At 65.2% G+C, this 20,447-nt stretch carries 19 protein-coding genes; 5 read left to right on the forward strand and 14 right to left on the reverse strand.

Annotation, left to right across the window (positions count from 1 at the left end; translation table 11 throughout):
- The first annotated feature begins 471 nt into the window (after positions 1–471).
- The 5 genes from AB852_RS39460 to AB852_RS00615 all read left to right on the forward strand — a co-directional run bounded on the left by AB852_RS39460 (position 472) and on the right by AB852_RS00615 (position 5,036).
- Positions 472–873, forward strand: a complete 402-nt coding sequence (locus AB852_RS39460; protein WP_178390916.1) for a hypothetical protein — start codon at positions 472–474, stop codon at positions 871–873.
- Between the two features lie 343 nt (positions 874–1,216).
- The gene (locus tag AB852_RS00600) at positions 1,217–1,441 is read left to right on the forward strand and encodes a hypothetical protein (RefSeq protein ID WP_073782475.1); all 225 of its coding nucleotides are present in this window, start codon (positions 1,217–1,219) and stop codon (positions 1,439–1,441) included.
- A gap of 137 nt (positions 1,442–1,578) precedes the next feature.
- On the forward strand, positions 1,579–2,088 hold the full coding sequence (locus AB852_RS00605; RefSeq protein ID WP_073782477.1) for a BRCT domain-containing protein: 510 nt from the start codon (positions 1,579–1,581) through the stop codon (positions 2,086–2,088).
- A 14-nt stretch (positions 2,089–2,102) separates the two neighbouring features.
- The gene (locus AB852_RS00610; protein WP_073782480.1) at positions 2,103–3,506 is read left to right on the forward strand and encodes a DUF3987 domain-containing protein; all 1,404 of its coding nucleotides are present in this window, start codon (positions 2,103–2,105) and stop codon (positions 3,504–3,506) included.
- A 291-nt stretch (positions 3,507–3,797) separates the two neighbouring features.
- Entirely contained in the window at positions 3,798–5,036 is a 1,239-nt protein-coding gene (locus AB852_RS00615) for a hypothetical protein (protein ID WP_143201150.1), read from the forward strand.
- Positions 5,037–5,238: 202 nt separating this feature from the next.
- Here AB852_RS00615 and AB852_RS00620 read toward each other — a convergent pair whose 3' ends face one another.
- The 14 genes from AB852_RS00620 to AB852_RS00690 all read right to left on the reverse strand — a co-directional run bounded on the left by AB852_RS00620 (position 5,239) and on the right by AB852_RS00690 (position 20,444).
- Positions 5,239–5,505: a hypothetical protein gene (locus tag AB852_RS00620; RefSeq protein WP_143201151.1), complete on the reverse strand. Its 267-nt coding sequence runs from the start codon at positions 5,503–5,505 to the stop codon at positions 5,239–5,241.
- Between the two features lie 42 nt (positions 5,506–5,547).
- A complete protein-coding gene (locus tag AB852_RS41455) occupies positions 5,548–6,549 on the reverse strand; it encodes a peptidoglycan-binding protein (protein ID WP_073782486.1) in 1,002 nt (333 codons plus the stop codon).
- 63 nt (positions 6,550–6,612) lie between these two features.
- Positions 6,613–6,876, reverse strand: a complete 264-nt coding sequence (locus tag AB852_RS00630; RefSeq protein WP_245876547.1) for a hypothetical protein — start codon at positions 6,874–6,876, stop codon at positions 6,613–6,615.
- Positions 6,873–7,403 (reverse strand): hypothetical protein, encoded by a 531-nt coding sequence (locus AB852_RS00635; protein ID WP_073782488.1) that lies wholly within the window; start codon positions 7,401–7,403, stop codon positions 6,873–6,875. Before AB852_RS00635 ends, AB852_RS00630 begins: the two co-directional genes overlap by 4 nt.
- Positions 7,404–7,417: 14 nt before the next feature.
- Positions 7,418–7,969, reverse strand: a complete 552-nt coding sequence (locus tag AB852_RS00640; RefSeq protein ID WP_073782490.1) for a hypothetical protein — start codon at positions 7,967–7,969, stop codon at positions 7,418–7,420.
- On the reverse strand, positions 7,969–8,502 hold the full coding sequence (locus AB852_RS39145) for a TNF domain-containing protein (RefSeq protein ID WP_143201152.1): 534 nt from the start codon (positions 8,500–8,502) through the stop codon (positions 7,969–7,971). Before AB852_RS39145 ends, AB852_RS00640 begins: the two co-directional genes overlap by 1 nt.
- A 3-nt stretch (positions 8,503–8,505) precedes the next feature.
- Positions 8,506–9,957, reverse strand: a complete 1,452-nt coding sequence (locus AB852_RS00650; RefSeq protein ID WP_073782494.1) for a poly-gamma-glutamate hydrolase family protein — start codon at positions 9,955–9,957, stop codon at positions 8,506–8,508.
- Positions 9,950–10,714 (reverse strand): hypothetical protein, encoded by a 765-nt coding sequence (locus tag AB852_RS00655; protein WP_073782496.1) that lies wholly within the window; start codon positions 10,712–10,714, stop codon positions 9,950–9,952. The genes AB852_RS00650 and AB852_RS00655 overlap by 8 nt, the downstream gene beginning before the upstream one ends.
- Before the next feature lie 8 nt (positions 10,715–10,722).
- Positions 10,723–11,796 carry a hypothetical protein gene (locus AB852_RS00660; protein ID WP_073782498.1) on the reverse strand — a complete coding sequence of 358 codons (1,074 nt, stop codon included), beginning with the start codon at positions 11,794–11,796 and terminating at the stop codon, positions 10,723–10,725.
- Positions 11,797–13,254: a siphovirus ReqiPepy6 Gp37-like family protein gene (locus tag AB852_RS00665; RefSeq protein WP_079184199.1), complete on the reverse strand. Its 1,458-nt coding sequence runs from the start codon at positions 13,252–13,254 to the stop codon at positions 11,797–11,799. It abuts the gene before it with no gap.
- A 12-nt stretch (positions 13,255–13,266) separates the two neighbouring features.
- The gene (locus tag AB852_RS00670; RefSeq protein WP_245876548.1) at positions 13,267–14,190 is read right to left on the reverse strand and encodes a phage tail domain-containing protein; all 924 of its coding nucleotides are present in this window, start codon (positions 14,188–14,190) and stop codon (positions 13,267–13,269) included.
- A gap of 90 nt (positions 14,191–14,280) precedes the next feature.
- Positions 14,281–18,990: a transglycosylase SLT domain-containing protein gene (locus AB852_RS40350; protein ID WP_143201153.1), complete on the reverse strand. Its 4,710-nt coding sequence runs from the start codon at positions 18,988–18,990 to the stop codon at positions 14,281–14,283.
- Positions 18,991–19,405: 415 nt separating this feature from the next.
- Entirely contained in the window at positions 19,406–19,702 is a 297-nt protein-coding gene (locus AB852_RS00685; protein WP_073782508.1) for a hypothetical protein, read from the reverse strand.
- Between the two features lie 109 nt (positions 19,703–19,811).
- On the reverse strand, positions 19,812–20,444 hold the full coding sequence (locus AB852_RS00690; protein ID WP_245876549.1) for a phage tail tube protein: 633 nt from the start codon (positions 20,442–20,444) through the stop codon (positions 19,812–19,814).
- Positions 20,445–20,447: the final 3 nt, after the last annotated feature.

Below are 20,447 nucleotides of genomic sequence, written 5' to 3' on the forward strand. Positions count from 1 at the left end.
GAATTCGTTGAACCTCGGATTCGTCCCACCTGCCCGAATGTGCGGTGAGTGCTTTACTTCGCTCAACTACCGGCAGGATCTCGACGTCGGGATTTGGGACTACGTCCACCCCAACCGTGTCGAACCCTGGGATCACTCACCCGTACCGGTTCCGGTGGACGGTCGGGTAATTCCGCGCTGCGACTTCTGCTCACAGCCAGGGGGCCATGCCACTTTCCGGACTCGGAAGGTTGTCGTACTCCAACAAGGCAATGAGACGAACGACATGGGGGACGACTGGTCCACCTGTGAACGCTGCGCAACACACATCCGGAGAAAGACCCTGCATCTTCTCTTGGACCGGGCGGTTGCCGTATGGCCTGAAACCCTGTCCCGCGCGGAACGGCGCGCGCTCCGCCTCGGGTTGAAAGCCCTTCACAGCAAGTTCTTCGCGGCCGACCCGCGAGAGATCACCACAGAGGGAGATGCGTGATGTGGGAATACGACGTGATCACCTGTACCGGCCGGAGTGCGACCTCCGCCGACCATGACGGAAACTGCACCTGGAATACCGAACCGATCCCTTTCGGTGCCGACTGGAAAGCGGCCTATCGTTCCGCAGGAGCGCGGGTTCACGCCCATGTCCTGATCAGGAATGCAAACACGGGCAAGAGTGCGATCACTTTCAAGAGCATCGCCGGGGGCGGATTGTGTGAGACGTGCGCCCAGGAACGGGGCCCCGCGTACGACATGGTGGGGATCGGTCTGCGGTACGTCGGGCCCGCCTGCCTTGAAAGCTTCTACCAGGACGCGTGTGGTCGGGCAAAGGCGATGGGGCAGTACCGCCCGGACCCGTACCGGCCTGCCATAGCGAAGGCAGACGCAGAGCGATGAGAGCTGAGGACAATGTTGCTCTGGTCGAAACCTTGCGGATCGCTGTCCCGCTCCACATGCACGAGTTGAGGTCGCTCGGCCCGGACGCGCTTACACGGATAGCCACTCAGGCCGCTACCTCCATCGGCTCCACAGGGGACGTGCTCCAGTTCGGTTCACCGAAGAAGGGCGAGGTGGCGAAATCATTCAATCAACTAGCACGCGGGCTTGCCGCAGGCGCACTTGCCACCTGGGGCGGAGTTTCCTTCGCCGGACTCCACTGGTGCACCTCCCCAGCCTGCACCGGCCCTGATGACGAACACCCCGCTCCGAATGCTGTGCAAGACCCGAAGGGAAACAGGAAATGAGCAAGACCTACACGCGTGCGGATATTTCCAAGGCAGTGAATGGAGGGGCCGATCTCGTTCATGACGAACTCGGCCTCGGCGAGCGGGACTATGACCTCCTCGGCCTGATCGTGAACGCGGCCATGGCCGTACTGGACCAGCCCGGTACCAGTCTCGATGACGTCATCAGGGACAGCTACAAAGAGGAGCCCGAAGAGGTCCGGGGATGGTGGGACTGGTAAGCCTCTCCGACGTTCGATAGCTCGCACTTCAGTGGCCACCGTCCGGTGAGCCGCCTTTTTCATGCCCATCTTTAGCGAAGGCCGGACCCACAGGGTCCGGCCTTCGCCATGGGTGCTCATACGAAAGGAACCGTGCAATGGCAAGGACCGAAATCCGGATCGTGGACGCGACGTGTGACGCGTGCGCGGAGGCAGAACAGACGGCGCAGGCGGTCGATGTGCTCCGCATAGGTCATGAGGTCTACGACCTGTGCAAGCCGCATCTCGACAAGTTCGCGGGGTACTTCGCGGATCTCTTCAAGAAGGCTCACCAGCGGCAGGAGCAGACCCAGGACACCCGGCCGGCCTGCGTCGTCACCGGCAACATCCCCGGGTACTCAGCAGCCGAGGCGCGGGCCGCCGTCGAGGGACTGGGGTACCGGATCACCGGCCATGTGGACGAACACACGGTGCGAATTGTCTGCGGAGAGCGCCCCGCCCCGCACAAGGTCCGCCTCGCCGAGGAGAACGACACCCCCTGCCTGGACGCCACCCGTCCGAAGGCGTTCGCCCGGAGCATCGCTGCCGGTCGGCTGGACGGGGACGATCCGCTCCCCCAGGTCCGCCACAAGCTCACGGCCGCTGACGTGGCCAACTCCTCCCACTGAAAGGAACACTCCTCATGTCGAACTTCGACCGCATGAACTACGGCCCCATCGGCGAGGCCGTGACCGCTGCGATGCCCAGCAGCGAGGCCGACCCGATCGGTGTCTACGCAGCCACCCTGTCGCTGTTCTCCTCAGCGATCAGCGGCCGGGTGACGATGGAGAACGGGCGGCCGGTGGTGATCTGGACGGTCCTTGCTGGTCGCTCCGCGATCGGCCGCAAGGGCTACGCACTCAACACAGCCCTCAAGTTCTGCAACACATCCCTCGGCAGCTTCACCAGAGAGCGGCTGGTGTCCAACATCAGCTCCGGGCCGTCCCTGGTCAATCACCTGTGGACGCGAGAGATGGAGAGCATGGGGAAGGAAGGAGGGCCGGACGGCCGGGCAATGATCATCGAAGAGGAGTGGGCCTCGATCCTCAAGCGCTCGAAGCGATGCCCCACCTTCTCTCAGCAGCTCCGGACCGCATGGGACGGGAAGCCCCTGCGGAATGTCACCAAGAGCAAGAACGGGGACGGAGTGCAGGAGGTCTACCGTCCCTTGCTGGGCCTGCACGCTCACATCACTCCTGGGGAGTGGGCGAAGTACGTGACCAGTGACGAAGCCTTGGGAGGTACCTTCAACCGCATTCTGCCGGTGCTGGTCGAGGGCTCCAAGCGGCTGCCGTTCGACCACGTCCACAAGGTGACCGAGTCGAAGGCCCTGCGCGACGCCTACCGATGGGCCCGCGCTGCGGACCGCCAGATCGAGTTCACGGCACAGGCGGGCCGCCGCTTCGATCAGCTCCGAGAGGTGATCGAGGAGCGGATGGTGAAGCTGCCGGAGGACATCTCGTGCTTCATGGAACGGTCCGCCGAACAGGTCGCCCGGGTCGCTGCGGTCCTCACCGCTGCGGAGCGCAAGACGAAGATCACCCGGAAGGCGCTCGACGCGGCGTGGGCCTTTGTTGAGCACTCGATGGAGAGCGTGGAAAAGCTGGTCCGCGATGCGGCGGCCCCGCAGCGCACGGTGAAGCCGTTGACCGATGTGGTTCGGGAGCTGCTGGTTGCCCATGGAGGGAGGGCCACCGCGACCGAGCTGCACCGCAAGGTGCAGACCCGCACGAACGCGGCTGGACTCCGGGCCATCGTCGAGGAGATGCCGGACGTGCAGGTCGAGTCGGTGAAGACGAAGCCGGGCCCTGGAGCACCGAGCCTGGTCTTCAGTCTCGTGCAGGTCGGGCACCAGAAGCAGGACCAGGACCAGGACCAGGAGAAGGAGCCGGAGAAGGAGCGGCCGGTGCTGAGGGTGGTCGATCCGCGGAACCGGAAGCCGCAGACGCGGAAGAGGACGGCCCCCAAGCGCTCCACCCCCACCCCCGCGCCCCAGCCCGAACCTGCGGTCCCGTCAAACCCGCTCGCCTCGCTGCTGGCCCTCTGATCCATGAAGCACCACGTACGGAAGCGGCCCGAGGGCCGCTTCCAGTGCGAGACCTGCCGTGCCGCCTTCCACACCAGGGAGGCGGCCGGCCTGGCCTCGTTCCCCTGCCCCGGAGAGGCACTGGCCCACGGATGGCCGGGCACCCGCGAACACCTCGTCTACCCCCGAGACCTGGACCGGTCATGTGCTGTGTGGGGTTGCCCGGACCCGGACCCCGCGCACGACTGGCACGGCCCCGACCCGTGGTGTGACGAGCCGTGTCACCTGTGCGGTCACGACTGCGACTGCGACGTGTGCAACGGCACCGTCGAGGCCCCCGCGCTGCGGGTGCTCACTGACATCCCCGAGCACGAGCTAGACCAGACCAACAGGAAGAAGAAGGAACGCATGACAGCCGAACTGATCACACGACTTGCCCAGTTCGCCACGGGCGACATGGTGACAGCGACTGGAGTGGACACCCGGGGCCACGCGGTGACGCGTACCGGTTACCTCCTGGCCCTCCCCAAGACCGTCACCGCACAGCGGGACGGGGTCAGGACGAAGGGGTGGCGTCTGTTCGTGGGGGCGAAAATGACGAACCCTTCCGAGCGCTCCACCTGGGTCACCCTCTTCCCGGACGCGGGGACCGTAGAGAAGACGGGATTCCCGCAGATCGGGGAGTGGCGCAACTCGGAGCTGCGAGACATCCCCGGCCTCGGCGCGAACAACGACGGGCGCATCATTCACTTCGGAGGACGGGGCGGGAAGCGCAGCAAGGAACCGGCCGAGCCGGTGACCCGCGCAGGAATCACCTACACAGGGGAGGGCCGGTACGACATCTGGGACGAGGACACGCGCGAAGTGCTCATGACCTGCGCCCTTCAGTCCCGCATCTGGTGGGCCCTGGCCCCAAGCCTGCCGAAGGCGAATGCGGAGCCTGTCGTGGAGCAGGCCAGCGAGGCCAAGCAGGACGATAGCGACGAAGCGGCGGGGGAGTCCCGCCCTCCGTCCCGCCCGTGGAAGCAGACACGTATGAGCGATCAAGTGTTCTGGGGAGGTGTACCGCGCCGCTTCTACTTCGGCGGGCTGGCCAAGGAGCCCCTGAACGGCGCTGGCCCCCTGGTCTACGTCGACGGACACAAGTCTCGGCGAGGCCGCAACGAGCTGGTGAGCGTCGAGACGGAAGAAGTCATCGCTGAGGTTCACAGCATGGCGAAGATATGGTCCGCCCCCGCACCGCAGCCGGACTCCGAGGTACAGAACGAGACCAGCGACGCGCACTTGCCCACGGAACCGGAGTTCCCCGCTGCCATCAGGGGGCAGGGACCAGAGCTGGTGGAGGACACCGTCCTGGAGGCACCGGACGATCCCGGGGAGGAAGAGGACGAGGAGGACGCTGCGGCGCGCTCACGCCGGGGAGTGCTCCATGAAGGGTGGCTCGGTGAGCAGGACGAGTTGGGCTGGGCGGTGTGGGACATGGCACGGACGAGGATCATCGGGTGGCTTTCCGCAGACCGACTCTCGTTCCTTCCTGAGCGGCAGCGCTGATGTCTCCGAACGCCATGCCACGGACGCGCCCCTGCCGGGCGGTACAGGGGCGCTTCGACGCCCTGGCCCGCAAGTGGTCGGACGGGGTGTGGAAGGACAAGGTCACTGACTGATCGAGCAGCAACGAGAAAATGGCCCCAGGCCCCCGCGAACGGGGGCCTGGGGCCATTCTTCATTTGTGACATGACATGGGCACGTCTGTCTAGGATCGTTCCTGGAACTCCGCCTCCATGGCGGTCAGCGTGGCCTGTTGCTCGGAAACACGGTCCCAGGGAGATGGTTCGAGAAGCGCGGCTGCGGTCTTTCCGTCCTCGGCGCGCTGTGCCAGCTCGCCCACACCGAGCAGCGCGGCACCCGTTGCGGCCAGAGCCTCCCACGGCACACCGGGGAACCGGGTCAGCAGGATCGGGGCCAGCGCGGCGAGCACGGCGAGGAGCCGGACTCCATGGTTCTGCACGAATTGATTCATTATGAAACCCCTTGGTTGGTCGTACGGTTGGCGAGACGGGCGTCACTTCATGAGACGAGCCCAGGTCTGCGGGCCGGGGTAGCCGTCGGCCCCCGTTCCGGACCAGCCCTGCGCCACCTGGAAGGCGCGCACCGCAGAATGGTCCGCACCGGTCCACTTCGGGCCGGGACCGAACTCGTAGAAGCGTCCGTAGCCCTTGCGCACCAGGGCCTCGCCGAGCTGAGTGACGTGCTGGTTACTGGAGCCGGGCCGGAAGTGCTGCGCGCCGGGGAAGGGCGGGGGCTTGGGCTTCGAGGGAGGCTTCACCTGGGTCGGCCGCGCGGGGACGGTGACCTTGTCCCCCGGGTGGATCACATGCGGGTTCTTGATCTGAGGGTTGAGACCGAGGACGGCCGTCAGAGACGCGCCGACCGCTGCGGCGATCGTGCCGAGCGTCTGGCCGGCCTTCACCACAACGGTCTTCGTCTTCGAGCCGGGAGACGTCGGGCCCGGACTGCCGGCCGCAGGCGCGGAAGCAGTCGGCGCGTACGTGAAACCCGCCTTGCCCTTGCGCCCGGGGTCCGCGGTGACGATCCCCTCGCGGTACTTCGGGAGGCCGTACCCGTAGGTGTACGGGTCCTTCCTCTTCCGCTTCTTGAGGTAGACCCCGTTACCCTCCGGGCTGCCCGAGGTGTTGGTGTTGCCTTCCACGGTGTAGATCCACGTCGCGTCGTACTTGTAGACGAGACCGGTGTGAGTTCCACCGTTCTTGCCGAAGAAGACCTGAGCGCCCACAGCGGGGAAGACGGAGAAGCGGCCCTGGTTCCGGAACCAGGTCACCCCCGTGAGACAGGAAGCAGTGCGCGGGAACAGGTGCTCCACGCCTGCCCTGAGCGCGACCCACGAGCAGAACGTTGCGCACCACGCCATCCCCTGAGACCAGCCCAGTCCGGGAACGGCCGGGCTGAACTTCTGGATGTTGTTCCAGCGGCCGTTGACGTGCTCTTCCTTGTAGCCGTTCTCAGCCTTGGCGATGCTGATGACCTTGGCGGCCTGGGAATTCATTCATTACCTCCGGGCATGAAAAAAGCCCGGACGCTGCCGGGCGGTGCTGGGTACGGGGTCGGGTCAGTCGCGGAGTGCTGTCAACCGTTCGGGGTCGACTGTGGACAGGAGGTCGATGAGCCTCTGGTTCTTGGCTTCGAGCTGGGCCAGGCGCTCCTTGACCTCGTCCATGTCGGCCTGGAGCCGATCCGCGCGGGAGCGCTGCGCCTCGGCCTCTTCCCGCCAGACCCGGGAGGTCTGCGTCTGCCATGCCGCCTTGACCAGGACCAGGGCGGCCACGACGGACGCCGCGGTCCCGGCATAGCTGAAGATGTCGGTGGGTGTCATATCTCCCCGATCCAGTAGCCGAGGAATACAGACGCGAGCTGCTGTTCCGCCGTGTTCGTGAGGTAGCCCGTCTTGCCCGCCGAGATGTAGACCCGGGTTGAGATCCTGTCGGTCGGCCGGAGTTCCAGCAGTGCCGTCACGCGGGTGCTGTCCATGTACCCGGTCGACTCCTGTGTGCCCACACCGACTTGGGCGATCTCGTCGTTGACGTGCAGGGTCAGGTACAGGTGGGAGGGGGAGCCGGACTGCTTGCCGCACATCTGGACATGGACCAGGTACCGGCCTTCGTGCATCGGCTGGACGTGTGTGATCTCGCCTGACGAGTTCGTGACGGGTGTGAATCCGTTGCCGGAGAGTTCGTTCCACGGCACCAGGGTGGTGGACCCGGAGACGTTGACTGCCTTGGTGCGGATGCACTGGAACAGGGGTGGGTTTTCGAGCCACCTGTGGATGTCCCGGACCTGTGAGTTGAGCTTGACCGCAGTGATGTGGTCCCGTGACTTCCATGTCCAGTGTGGAGGAAGCATGGTTCACCTCCGTGTCAGGACCATGGGGTCCACGGGTAGTTTCCGATTCGGTGCATTGAGAAGCGACAGCCCGTCGACCCGGACGTGGAGTAGCCGAACTCCATGACCCGTCCGGAATCGGTGAAGCAGCGGGCCGTGACGTGATCGCCCGCCTCAAGGTGGAGCAGTCGCTTGGTGTGGGCGGTCTGCTGGTAGGCGGTGCGCGCGGTGAAGATGCCCCGGCCTACCAGCTTTCCGTTGACCGTGAGGAAGATGATCAGGTGCGAATCGGGCGCTCCACCCTGCACCATCGAGGTCACCTGCAACTCCACGTCGTAGACGCCGGCCTCCGTGACGGTGGCTCCTCGCCTGACCGATCCCGTGGTGAGCAGCTTCATCCGGTTGGCCGAGGCGCTGGAGAACCGCAGTTCATGAGTGGCGCCGTTGCCGGTGATGGTGTACGCCGGAGAGCCCCACAGGACCGCGTGCGCGGGCTCGGACAGGCCGATGTTCACGTCTCTGATACGGGAGTTCAACGTGGCCGGGGTGATCTTCTCGTCCTTCACCCAGGTCTCTGGATTGACCATCAGAACCTCCCTGTCCAGTTGAGGCTGAGCACGCAGGTGTCCTGCTGCCAGGTGCCTGATGCGAAGTCCGCGGTCCGGGAGGCCGACACGTAGACCTCGGTCGAGACGATGTCGCCGGCGTTCAGGAGGAGAAGTCCGGATGCGAAGGCCGTGTCCTGGTAGCTCGCGTCCTCGGCGGTGCAGATCCCCCGGAGCTGTGCGGAGCCGTTGACGCAGATGTCGATCATGAAGTGCGAGACGTTGACGTTCGGCTGTGCGCCGACGGCGCAGTTGACGTAGTACAGGCCCTTTTGCTGGATGGTCAGGCTGGCTATGTTCGAGCCGCTGCCGTTCGCGGTGATCCCACGGGTGCTCGCGCTGTTCCACGGGAACTTCGCGATCGTTCCCCCGGTGATCGAGAGCGTGGAGTTTCTGCGGCACACCGCGTAAGGGGGGCTGGTAAGGAATCTATTGACGTCGCGGATTTGATTGTTTAGTTTCGCGCCGGTGACGATTTCCCGGGCGCTCCACGACTGGATGGAGGGCAGCGTCATAGGTCACCCCAGGTACGTTGTGCGGTCGAGCTGTGAGTTGGTGGCATCGCCGAGAATCCATGTCGGCTTGCCGTCGTACCGGCCGGGGACCGTGACCATGACCATCGCCGCGCTGTCCACCGTGGCGTCCAGCGCGAGGGCGCCGGGCGACCCGGTGCCGCCTGGGGTGTCCGCGGTGATGAGGCTGATCTGATCGGCTCCGAACGTGCCGAGGTGTTCGGCTCGACGGACCACTCCTTCGGGCCACGCGAACCCAGTGAGGGTCGGGGAAACGGTCAGGGCGACGTAGAGCGAGGTGAACTCCTGCGAGGGCATGAGCGGCACCTTGTTCACGTCCTGGTGCTCGGAGATGCCGGAGATCGGCATGGTGATGCTGTGCACGTCGGCGGACCGGTAGACCAGATTCATCAGCACGGTGTTCGGGGAGCCGAAGACATCCCACGCGACGTTGGAGCCCCGGTTGGGTTCCCAGGGCCAGGCCACGATGGAGAGTCGCATTCCAGAGGAGAGGACGAACTGAGCGGGTGTGACGCCCACGGGGGCGACAAGCACCGGGTCAGGGGTGTCGCCAGCCTGCTGGGCACAGATCGAGACGACGTAGTCGTTGGTCCTCGCCCAGGAGGGGATCGGCAACTGTGCCCGTGTCTTGTGGCTGAAGGAGCCCTTCGTGCTGCCGACGTGGATGGGGAAGGTGTACGTGGGCAGTGGGCCGTTCATCCACTCCAAGCCATCCCAGTAGAGGGGAGGGTTCGGCAGCCAGTCGGCCCCGGTGAAGACCTTCGCTGTGCGGTCAACCCAGGTGCTCCCGTTCCACACCAGGGTTCTGTTGGGGGTCTGTTCGGTCCCTACTGCGGCGGCCAGGGCCTCCACGTAGGCGTAGAAGGCGGGGGTGCGGTTCTTGGGGTCGTCGCGGACCGGCCGGGACCAATCGTTGCCCGGGAAGAAGCTCTGGCGCAGCGCGGTCGTCATTTCGAGCTGCACGCCTGCCCCGGTCAAGTTCCGGTTGGCGATGTTGCGCGGGTGGTCGCCGTTGACCTCGCCGCTGGTATCCCACACGACCTTGAAGCCGCGAGCCTCAAGAGCTTTGCCGATGGCAGTCTTGAGAGCGCTGTCGTTGCCCCCGAGATGGGTTTCCGGTGTGGCGCCGGCGAGGCCGTGGTACGAAACCGTGCGGAGCATGGCCGACTGGAGGGTGACGGCCCGCGGCTCGTCAAAGTTCACGGAAGTAATGTGCAGGTCAGCGTTGTTGGAGGACTTCAAGCCCTCCATGCAGTAAATGTTCTGCCCAAGCCTGGCGGACACCGCCTTGGCGACCTCGCCCGATCCGATCTCGATGCCGCCTGCGTGGATCGCGATGTGCGAAGTCCTGGAGTGGGTCTCCTGGCAGATCACCCGGTAGTCGCTCGGTGATTCGCCGACCACCAGCCAGGCCCAGTTGGGGTACGTGTCAGCCATACTGCACCCACACGTCCCCCGGCTTCGGAGAGGCAGGCGCGTTCGGGCCGGAGAACACGCGGGCCGAGCCGATGTTCAATGCGTTGACAGCACCCTTGGCGTTCACCGTGCCGTCCCCCTTGACCTGGAACAGGTGCAGCTCGCTGCTCGGGCTGGCCGGGCCGTTGACGACGTTGATGACGTTGGTATCGGCCGGGAAGTCTGGTGCGCCGACGCACAGCGGGGCGTACTTGCCCACCGTGTCCACGTAGAGGCTGCCGTTGTTGCGGAGCCTGGTCTTCTCGACACCGTCCACGGTCTTGAGCTGGAGCACGTGCCCCGATGTATCGGCCTGGGAGGAGACCACGGAGGTGATCCACGCCTGGCCGGCCGCCATCGTCAGCTCTCCACCTGCACGGGGGAAATAGTTCACGAGCTGTTCGTCCGTGTAGGCCCGGTCCTGGTGAGGGTCTGCGGCAGTGGTGTGGCTCTTGAGCCTGTCGCCCACCGTGACGGAGACCAGGCCAACCCTGCCCACCCCGAAGTCGACCCAGAGCCGTTCCGCATGGTTCGACGGCCCGTAGAAGGCCGGGATGAATCCGCGGTTGTCGGCGACGAGCTGAATGACTGGGACACCGTCGGCATCGGTCAGGTCCACGACCTGGACGGCCTCCTCGGAGGGACCGTCCCACACCGTACCGACTGCTCCGGGCACCCGCTTGCCATCGATGTCCTCGGCGACATCGGCAGCGGTCCCGCCAAAGAGATTGCGTGCCATAGGGGCTCCTATTCGCTGAACGTGTTGGCCTCGTAGGTGCCGGAAACATGGATCGCGCTTCCTGCCGGGAAGACCTTGTGGTTGTCCAGACCTTCCTTCGTGGTGGTCCGGTTCGGCGAATAGAGGCCGACATGCCCGGAGTTCTTTCCCGGGGAGATATAGGCGGTCAGGTCCATCATGTTCGGATAATCCATCTGGTATCCGGGGTTCCTGAGCATCCCCGACAGGACTTGTCCTGTGACTCCGTTCGCCGTCACTGGAAGGGTGACACCCAGGGAAGTCGCGTTGCTGGTGGAATAATTCTTCTTCGTCTTGTTCTCGATGAGAACCGAGAAGAAAACCATGTTCGGGGAGATGTACCGCCAGCGCCCGCTGTAGCTGATCCCGCTGGACGGGAGACCTGAAACATTAATGAGCTTGGGGGAGTAGTCACGGGACTTGCCAAGGTGCTGGGTGACGACGTACCCGTCACGGCCAACGTAGGCTTCGTACTGCGTATCGCCGCCGTTGTTGTCCATGTCGTACAGGAACGTGCCGACCGGGGTGAATTCTGCTGCGGGTCGAACATTCCACGGCAGGGCGATGGGCGGCGGCAGCTTGAACCCTCCGCGCCAGGACGGGGATATCGCTCCGTCCTTCGGGGGCACGTCGACCTCGTACAGGACCATTTCCCAGACCTGGCCCGGGTTGCGCTGCGGCCTGGGTGCGATGGGGGAAGCGCTGGGCTGGCCCTTGACGGCCGCGAGGTTGACGGACCCCTTCACTACATCGGTCCGCAGGACGATCGTGTCCTTGCGTGCCCGGTCTGTGGGATTGGACTCGATGGCCACCGTCTCGGCCGCAGTGAGCTGGTAGTAGAACCCGCCGACCCAGGCCCGGCCTGCCTGGATCTCCACGGTACGTCCGTTGAGCACCCTGGCCGCGAAGGGGAGCGCGCCGGGCCCGTAGGACTCGGAGGCCAGCGTCAGATCGACCCGGTCCCCGCCCCACATGCCGGCCATCGCCTGCCACTGGACCTGGGACACCAGCTCCGTTCCGCCCGACCCGTTCGAGGAATTGAACGGGTAACTGATCTCTGCCATTTAGAGCCTCGCTTCGAGCTTGCGCAACTTCTCGCGCATTTCCCACACCGACTTGTAAAGATTCAATGGTTCACCGGTGCCCTGCTCTCCGATCTTCGGAGTGATGGAGGTCTTCCCTCCGTCCTCGATGGCCACGTTCACTTCGCGGATGATCTCCACGTACTCGTGGCCGTCGACTGCTACGGTGACGATGTCGCCGACGAAGTAGTCAACTCCGAACCTGCACTGTTCAGTGTCGATCGGGTAAATCTGGAAATTGCCGTTCTTCTCGCCCTCTTTCAGGGCGGCGTCCGCAGCCTGCTTCACCATGTCCATGTAGTGCTCGACAATGGTCGGCTTGGCATCCCTGATGGCACGCTTCAATGCGGCCTCGGAGTTAAGACGGGCCTTGTTGGCCTCGACAAGGCGCAGCTTCGCAGCGTTCTTCTCGGCCTCGGTCTTGGCATCAGCCAGTGCCTTTTCCGCGGCTGCCAACTCTTTCTCGGCTTCGGCGAGATCCTTCTTGCGCGCGGCTACTTCGGTGGTCCACTCGGCTCCGTCGGGGCGGGTGCCGATGTCCTCGTAACCGTCCGAGGTGGTTTTGACAACGAGTTCCGGTGCGCCTGCTGGATTCGTCCTGAGAGGGATGTCGCGGCGGTCAACGAGCCGTTCGATCTGTACACCCCACTCGGCCTCCACGACGGAGTCCGCCTTCTGGTGGATGTACCGCTCCTTGCCCTCTCCCTGGCAGGCGACGATGACCCGGGTGACCTTCGGTGCGGAGAGGGTGTAGATGAACTCCCGCAGGTTCCCCAGCTCGGTGGCGAAGCGGATGTCCTTTGACCTGTCCCGGGGGGTGTAGGTGGTCAGGTCGATCGACTTCGTGTCCGGGTTGTAGAGGAAGCGGTATCCGACCTTCTTGGTCTTGCACCACTCCTCTAGCTTCGAGCCCAGCACGTCATAGCGAAGGGAGTCGGACACGGCCGCACCGGACGCGGGCCGGGGGCCGACGACGACACCAGGAACTCGGCGGTCGGGCAGGGCGGAGGGGCCGAGAGCGTGATCCAGTTCCCACCAGATTGACTGCTGGGCCGGTGCCGAGACCGAGCGGGTGTCGCGGCCCTTGTACTGCTGGGGGACAGGAAGAGTGGGCTCGGGGAAGGCAAGTCGGTGGTAGGCCATCTGGTTGTCGCAGGACCCGCCGACGTAGATGGAGCCCTGATGCGTGTGCTGCTGGGTCGTCCAGTACTTCTGGAAGGACTCGATGCCTCCGGAGAAGACCGGTTCGTTCACGCCGTCCTGCCAAATGACGATGCCGCCGCCCTGCTGCAACATCTTGGCTTGGTCGGTGCCGTCCTTGACGAGGAGCTGCCATGTGCCGGCCTGGCAGTGCCGGACGACGAAGTCCAGCTTGATCCACGTGTCCAGCTCACCGATGCGGTTCAGGTTCCGGTCGCGGACCTCCACTCGATATCCCATGTGCACCTCATGTCAGTACGTTTCGTAACGGGGTCGCAGAGTGAGCCGCAGGGATGCGGAACCAGCGCTCGCAACCAGCTCGACACCGGCAGTCGACGAGCCTGACGGCACGGGCCAGAGGGCCGGACTGGAGTCGAGGAGGGGGTAATAGTTCTTTCCTCGGTCGTCCTTGAGGGTTTTGTGGCCGGGGCGGGTGTCGACGGTGAGGACCCGTCCGTCAGGGACGATGTCCGAGGAGTCCGGTCGGGCCTTGATGCCGAACGAGGCCCCGTCCTGGGCGGTGAACTTGAACGCCTTCACCGGCCCGCGGATCTCCCAGACCGGCCATGCCTTTACGTCGCCGGGGTTCACGATGGGGATCGAACTGCGGGGGATACCGCCCTGGGACAGGCTGAGCGGGAAGAGTCCCCCGTCCTGCCGCAGGAACGGGGTGCCACCTCCGAAGGTCCACTGGGCCACCTGAAGGTCGTCCGAGTAGAAGAACGGATCGAAGGCCGAGAGCTGAATGCCGTACCTGATCCACCGGAACCCCGACCGATCCTGACCCTCGTCCCCTTCGAGGCCGCCCCGGTAGTAGCAGTACAGGTAGCGGGCCGGAGTGGAAGCCTCCATCACCTTGAGGACGCAGTACCCGTTCTCGGGATTGAGCGCGGAGACCAGTCGGCGCTTGAGCTGCCGCAGCGTGCTGCGGTCGATCCCGTACAGGAAGACCGGAATCATTACTTCACGCGCAGCCGTACGGGAGTCCCGAAAGATCGAGCCGTCCAGATTCGGGCTCTCGTCCGAGAACAGCTCGACCGGTGGAGCGTCCAGACCGGTCGCACCGGCCTGCATGAACACGGCCGGCCACTCCCTGTTCGCGAACCCGGTCAGGGGGATCTCCTCCCCCTGACCGTTGCTCCCTCTGATGGAGACGTAGGTGAAGCCCCAGTCCATCGGATGGGGCGGTATCGGCCTCGAAGGAGGTGTGCCCCCCTGTACCTGATCTCGTGTTGCCGGGATCGGCATGGGCGCACTCCCTTTCGGCTACCAGCCGTGCATCGCCTCCGCGTACTGCATGGCCCGAAGCACCGCCGAGGTGGTGTCCTCGGCCTTGGCCTCATGGATGTGGATCTCGTACTTGGACTGACCGGAAAGGAGGTCGCGTGTCTGCCGGTCGTCGTAGACCCGCTCACCGCCCTGGAAATTCACCAGCTCCGGACCGTGCTCGCCGACGAGGCGAAGTCCGGGGGAGGCAGAACCCGTCCCCATCCAGTAGCCCTGGGTGCCGGAGAGGGCCTGCGGCCACCGGGAGCCGTACCGGCTCACGGCGTAGTTGAGCCCCGCATAGATGCTGGCCAGCGGGTCAGTGATGCCCCGGCTTCTGAACGGCCCCGCATACGCGGCGAAGGTCGGGGGGATCGTCTGCATGAGGCCCTGGGACGGCACACCGTTCTTCGCGTTGATGTCCCAGTTATTGATGGCCTTCGGGTTGCCTCCGGACTCCACCCTGATCCGGTGAAGGATCAGATCGGTGTAGCTCTGCGACAGCCCGAGCATGGCCAGGACTTGCTTCACCAGCGGCGTCCAGCGCTTGACCGGATCTCCACCGGGGTCGATATCCCCTCCGCCGATGGCCTGGTCCATGTCCGGCTTCGAGGCCGACAGCTTGTCGCCGTCCGAGAAGTCGAACAGCCCCTTCGTGTTCGGCAGCGACTCCTTCGCCGTGGCGTACACGTTCGTCAGGACGCGGGACGCGTAGCCCATGGGACTGTTGCTGATGTCCCGGACCGTGCCGACCATCCCCATCATGTTCTGGTAAGAGCCTGACGAGACCTCCCACAGAAGGTCGAGCACATCGTTCACCGAGCCGACCGGATCGGAGGCGAGATCCCAGGCCCCGCCCACGAGCGAGGTCAGGGAGTCCCACAGCCCCGAGCCCAGATTCCCGAGGGCTGACGTCAGGGTGTCGACGGAGAACACGTTGCCGAGGTACTTGTTGCCTCGTTCGACAACGTTTCCCTCACCGCGCCACACGTCGTCCCAGAAGTGGTCAGCCATGATGGGACTCAGAGAGCCGGCCAGGATGCCCGCCGCCTGCCCGAGGACGGTCGGCGCCTTCTTGAGAAGGTCGAACACGTCCCCCGTCATCCAGTCGTACATGCCCTGGAACTTCGTCGCGACCCCGCTACCCGCGAACTGGCCGGCCCGGTCGCCCACGTTCAGCATTCCCGCCTTCGCGGCACCGCCGATCGCATCGGACGTGGCGTCGTAGCGCATCGTCTGCATCGCCACCTGGCCCTGCGGAGCGATGTTCTGCAACGCCATGAGGTCGGTGATCTCGTTCAGCCCGAGACGTTCCACGATCCCGCCACGGGCGAACTTCCGGCTGAGCTGGCCCTTGACCGCCATGCCGTTCCACGTGTTGATGGTGTCGGCCCCGAGGGCCGCGGTGACCTCCGGGCGGAGGACGGCTTCACCGGGGGACAGGATGGCCGGGATGGAGTCCACCCACGGCTGATATCCGGGAAGCACCCCCGGGCCCATGACACCACCACGGGCCTTCTTCTTCGGCTTCGAGGAACCGTTTCCGCCCCCTCCGCTGCCAGGACCGGTCTGCTTGGAGATGTCGTTGAGCTTGCCGTTGAGCTTGTCGGCCTCGTCCCGGGCGTTCTTCAGGGACTTCCCGAACTTGTCCGTCTTGTCGGTGATCGACTTGAGGGACCGGTCGTTCAGGTTCGTGATTCTGTTGCTGATCGAACCCGGCGACTTCGCCGTGCCGATGATGCCGTAGACGTCCTCGGCCGCGCCGTAGAGACTCGACCGGCCACCACGGAATTGTCCACGCACCTTGTCGAGGGTTTTCCCGTCCAGCGCGGTCACTCGACGCGACGCGTTGTCGACGGCGACCCTGGCCTGGTCCACCGCGCCCTTGAGGCTGCTGACCTCGCCCTGAAGCTGGTCCGTCTTCTTCCGGTTCAGCGCCGTCACGGCGCTTCCGGTGTCGTTGATCGAGCCCTTGAGGTCCTGAACCGTTCCTTCGGTGGTGTCGACCTGGACCCGCAGGGTGACCAGCCTCTTGCCGTTGAGCTGGGTCACCTCGTGCTGTGCGCCCTGCACGGCCTCCTTGAGCCCCTGGACCCGCTGATCCGTCTCACGGAACTCGGCCCGCACCCCGGAGAGCGAGGCGTTGTTCAGCGGAGTGGTCCCCTGCGTGACGATCTGCCGTACGGCGTTCTGCGCCTCGCCTGCGGCTGCGGAGACCGACTGGCCTCCCAGCCCACCCCCACTCAGGGAGTTGACGATCTGGCGGACCGAGGTCTGATCGACCTCACGGAGTGATTGCCGCAGCTCGTCAGAGCGGCGGTCGGCCTGCTCAAGCTGCCGCTGGAGTTCGTGGATCTGGCGGGTGATCTGGTCTGTGTTGGAGTTCCGGCCGGTGACTTGGTCGAGCGCCCGGCGACCCAGGGAGCGACTGTCCCCGTCCCGCAGCTCGGTGCGGCGGCGGCGGTAGGCGTCCCCGCGGGACTCCCCCTCCTCACGGCCGGCCAGGGCCTGGCGTCCGGTGTTGACCGCGCCGCGCGCTCCTGCGGCAACTGGCCTGGCCAGCGAGAGGCCGGAGCCGGCCATCTTGCCGAGCTTGCCGGTGAGCTTGGTGAGCAGTCCGAAGGCTATGAGGAAGGGGACAGCCAGCGCCGCAATCTTGGCGAACTGGAGCACCGCGTCCTTGATCGCCGGGTGCTCGTCAAGCCAGCCGACCAGATCCTTGACCCAGCTCGTGAACGTCCCGATGACGTCGAAGAACTCGGTGAGTACATCCTGCGCGTGAGGAGCGGCATCCTTTGCCAGATCCTTGGCGTCGTTGAGGAGACCGCCCTCGTACCGGGTCTGCTCCTGGCCGTGCTTGTCGGTGTAGGAGACCTTCTTGCCCATGATGGCCTCGCCGAGGCCGGTGTACTGGACCTCGCCGGTCTCCGGGTCCATCGACGCGAACATGTCGCCGAGGCTGAGCTTCCCCGCCTCCCACATGTTCTGCATCCGGCCAGTGATGGTGGACGCGCCGATCTGCTTCGCGTACCCCTTGACCCCGCTGGACTCCCAGTTTTCGAGAAGGAAGTCCACAAGTTCCTGACCCTGGACGCCCCCGGTCTCCTTCGCGTTCGCCATCTTCTTGAGCATCTGGTCTGCGGCGGACGAGCCCTTCTTGTCCTCGAATCCCAGGCCAAGAGCGATCTCCTGTACCGGCAGACCGGTACCGGCGACGAACTGCTTCAGGTTCTTTGTTGGAAGCCGGTCGAGGTCGAGGATCATGTCCATCGCGTACATGGCGCGGTTGATCATCGCCGGGTCGAGGTTGCCCGCTGCGGCGGCCGTGTCGCCGATCATCTGGACGATGTTCCCGGCCTTGTTCGCCGAGCGCTTTCCCGCCTCGGCGCGCTTCTTCGGGTCCTTCGACTTGTAGTCGTCGTCGTGGCTGACGATGCCGCGGATGTACTTGGTCATGTACATCTGCATGTCTTCGACCGAGTAGGGGGTGTCGGCTCCGTACTGGCGGATGCGGGTCAGGGCCTCGTAGGAGTCGAGTGCGGTGACACCGCCACCCTTCATCAGGCCCATCTGTCCGAGCATCAGTGAGTCGGCGGACTGCACACCGATCGCGGTGAGGGCACCGGCCACCAGGCCGAGCGGTGCGACCAGCTTGGTCATGACCAGATTCCCGGCCTCGGTCGCGTTCGTACCCACCCGCTCGATGGCAGTCGAGTGCTGGCGCCACTGCTTCTGGATGTTTCCGAGGGAGAGGGAGGAGCGGGACTCCAGTGCGGCCAGGTCCCGCTGGTGATTGCGGATCTGGTCCCGAAGCGCTGTACGCGTCTGCCCGATCGATTGGAGCTGGTCACGCAAGTCGTTCTGGCGTGCCGTGCGCAACGCACGGGCTGTGTCCTCGGTCTGCTGCCGGATCTGCCGCTGGGTCTCCCGGTGCTGAGCGAGGGCCTGGCGCTGGTTCTCCCGCTCGGCCTGGGCGATCTCCCGGTCGGAGTCGGCCTGGAGCCTCAGCCACGCACGGTTCTGGCGCTCCCGTTCCTGATGGAGTTCCCGGTCCATCCGGGCCGAGTCCTCAGCAGTGCGCTGCCGCTCCTGATGGATCTCCCGGTCCATGCGCGCGGAGTCCTCAAGATCCCGCTGACGGGCGCGCTCCGCTGCGGCTGCCTGCGCCGCCGCTGCCGTGGCAGCCGCAGCCTGGTCCCGCTCGGCCTGGATCGCGACCCGCCGCCGCTCCTCGATCGCCTTGATGCGGTTCCGTTCCGCGATCTGCTGGGTACGCGATGCGTGTTCGCCGGCCTGCGTCTCAGCGCGCATGGTCGCCCGCAGCGCCGAACGGGTCTCGGAGGAAGTCTCCTCCGTCAGGAGCTTCCGCTTCCTCGCCAGCTCCAGTTCCTCATGGAACCGCTTCGCGGCTTCCCGGCCGAACTGACGGGTGAGGTCCCGTTCGATTCGGTTCAGGGTCTCGGCCGTGTCCTTGGCCTCGTCCTCGACGGCGACTCTGGCCTTCTTCGCCGCAGTGGCGGCGGTCTTGGGCAGATCGGCCATCCCCTTGGCCGCCTCGTCGCTGAACGACTTTCCTGCCTCGGCACCCGCACTGGCGAGCGCCGCCTTCAAGATGCGCCGGAACTCAGCCAGGTCTTCACGAGTGACCTTGGGGGTGATCTCCACATAGCCGCTACCGACCTTGATAGCAGCGCGATCCGTACCAGCCATGTGGCCTCCTACAAGCTACCCAACTGAGAAAAGAAGCCGGACAGCTCCTCACCCGAGGCGAATTCGTACTCAGCCCTCCCGACCGGCTCCGGGTCACCGGGCCGGGGTATCGGGACGGGCGGCTCAATCTCAGCGGCCTCGGAAGAATGGGCTTTGAGGAAGAGAAAGTTAGACAGCTCCAATGCGTCGGAGACGCGGGCCATCAGGAAGTCGGTCGGTGACCATGAGGCCGACTCGTCCATAGCGGCGACGAGTGTGGACCTTCCGGGTTTCCGTACGAGGGACTGGACCAGGACGTGAACCCTCCGCAGCGAAAGCCGTCCACGCCACAGGTCGAGCAGATCGACCCCGAAGAATTCGAGAAGATCCGCTTCCAGTTCGTCACCGAACTGCCTGATGACGTGGACGGTCCCGATCAGTTTCCCGAGTCACCGAACCCCTGGGCTTCACCGACCTTCGTGGCCAGCTCCTGAAAGTCGCGAATCGTCGCACCGGTCGCCTTGTAGGCGGCCCACTGCTCCTTTCCGAGGATGAGGCGAATCGCCTCGAACTCGTCCTCGCATTCAAGAAGGCCCACCGGAAGGTCCAGAGGAAGAGGGACCTCGAAGGTGATGCCGCGATGGTCGAAGGTGGACGGCTTCGACGCGTCCGCTACCGACGCCTCCGCCTTCTTCGCGGCAGCAGTCTTGCGCGGGGTCTTCGCAGCAGTCATGGGGAAACTCCAAGAAATAAAGAAAGGCCCCGATGGCGGGGCCTGAGAAGTGCGGGGAGCCGGGTCTGTCGCCCACCGGCCAGGGGCTGATTAATTCCTCCGGGGCCGCTTACGGAGTGGTGGGCGGCGGAGGCGTCACGTTGGGCGAGCTGGCGTCAAGGACGTCGTCGTCGGTCAGCACGTAGCCGAGGCCGCCGTTCGAGTCGAGGGCATCGACGGTCAGCTCGAACTTGCCGGCCTCGGTCCGGGAGAGCTGGATGGCGCCGCGCTCGGAGACCATCGCCCGGGGGATGACGCACCGGTAGTGCATGTCCTTCTGGGACCAATCCACGACCATGGAAATCTCGGACAGCTCTGGAGTGGACGACAGGTCCAGGCGGTAGGTGCCGGTGTCTGCGCCCTCGGCGTCCTTGACCGGAACCCACTTCGCGCCGAAGAACAGCTCGGTCGTGAGCTGGTTGAACTCCATCAGCGTGGCCTTGATCTGGAAGGCCGCAGACTGGACGTTGTAGAGGACGGGCACCGCGGACTGCCACACATTGACCGGCTGGGTCTCGATCGAGGGCGTGATGGTCACACCGCCCTCGTCCACGTAACCCAGGGCCGTGTAACCGACCGGCGCGGTCTTGCCGTCGCCTACGTCAGTGGGGAGGGTCGTGGTCGACCCGGTCGTGCCGGGCGCTGGGGCCATGAACAGTCCACCATTGGGGGCGAACCGGATCTTCTTGGCGTCATTTGCCATAGA

The sequence above is a fragment of the Streptomyces uncialis genome, from assembly GCF_001905345.1.
Taxonomy (GTDB): Bacteria; Actinomycetota; Actinomycetes; order Streptomycetales; family Streptomycetaceae; genus Streptomyces; species Streptomyces uncialis.

Bases quoted from the DNA above. Each gene is read 5' to 3' on its own strand.
- AB852_RS00650 (WP_073782494.1), bottom strand. From the start codon at position 9,957: ATGGCTGACACGTACCCCAACTGGGCCTGGCTGGTGGTCGGCGAATCA.
- AB852_RS00685 (WP_073782508.1), bottom strand. From the start codon at position 19,702: ATGACTGCTGCGAAGACCCCGCGCAAGACTGCTGCCGCGAAGAAGGCG.
- AB852_RS00665 (WP_079184199.1), bottom strand. From the start codon at position 13,254: ATGGGATATCGAGTGGAGGTCCGCGACCGGAACCTGAACCGCATCGGT.
- AB852_RS00605 (WP_073782477.1), top strand. From the start codon at position 1,579: ATGGCAAGGACCGAAATCCGGATCGTGGACGCGACGTGTGACGCGTGC.
- AB852_RS41455 (WP_073782486.1), bottom strand. From the start codon at position 6,549: ATGAATTCCCAGGCCGCCAAGGTCATCAGCATCGCCAAGGCTGAGAAC.
- AB852_RS00620 (WP_143201151.1), bottom strand. From the start codon at position 5,505: ATGAATCAATTCGTGCAGAACCATGGAGTCCGGCTCCTCGCCGTGCTC.
- AB852_RS39145 (WP_143201152.1), bottom strand. From the start codon at position 8,502: ATGACGCTGCCCTCCATCCAGTCGTGGAGCGCCCGGGAAATCGTCACC.
- AB852_RS00690 (WP_245876549.1), bottom strand. From the start codon at position 20,444: ATGGCAAATGACGCCAAGAAGATCCGGTTCGCCCCCAATGGTGGACTG.
- AB852_RS40350 (WP_143201153.1), bottom strand. From the start codon at position 18,990: ATGGCTGGTACGGATCGCGCTGCTATCAAGGTCGGTAGCGGCTATGTG.
- AB852_RS00610 (WP_073782480.1), top strand. From the start codon at position 2,103: ATGTCGAACTTCGACCGCATGAACTACGGCCCCATCGGCGAGGCCGTG.
- AB852_RS00630 (WP_245876547.1), bottom strand. From the start codon at position 6,876: ATGACACCCACCGACATCTTCAGCTATGCCGGGACCGCGGCGTCCGTC.
- AB852_RS00655 (WP_073782496.1), bottom strand. From the start codon at position 10,714: ATGGCACGCAATCTCTTTGGCGGGACCGCTGCCGATGTCGCCGAGGAC.
- AB852_RS00660 (WP_073782498.1), bottom strand. From the start codon at position 11,796: ATGGCAGAGATCAGTTACCCGTTCAATTCCTCGAACGGGTCGGGCGGA.
- AB852_RS00600 (WP_073782475.1), top strand. From the start codon at position 1,217: ATGAGCAAGACCTACACGCGTGCGGATATTTCCAAGGCAGTGAATGGA.
- AB852_RS00635 (WP_073782488.1), bottom strand. From the start codon at position 7,403: ATGCTTCCTCCACACTGGACATGGAAGTCACGGGACCACATCACTGCG.
- AB852_RS39460 (WP_178390916.1), top strand. From the start codon at position 472: ATGTGGGAATACGACGTGATCACCTGTACCGGCCGGAGTGCGACCTCC.
- AB852_RS00640 (WP_073782490.1), bottom strand. From the start codon at position 7,969: ATGGTCAATCCAGAGACCTGGGTGAAGGACGAGAAGATCACCCCGGCC.
- AB852_RS00670 (WP_245876548.1), bottom strand. From the start codon at position 14,190: ATGGACTGGGGCTTCACCTACGTCTCCATCAGAGGGAGCAACGGTCAG.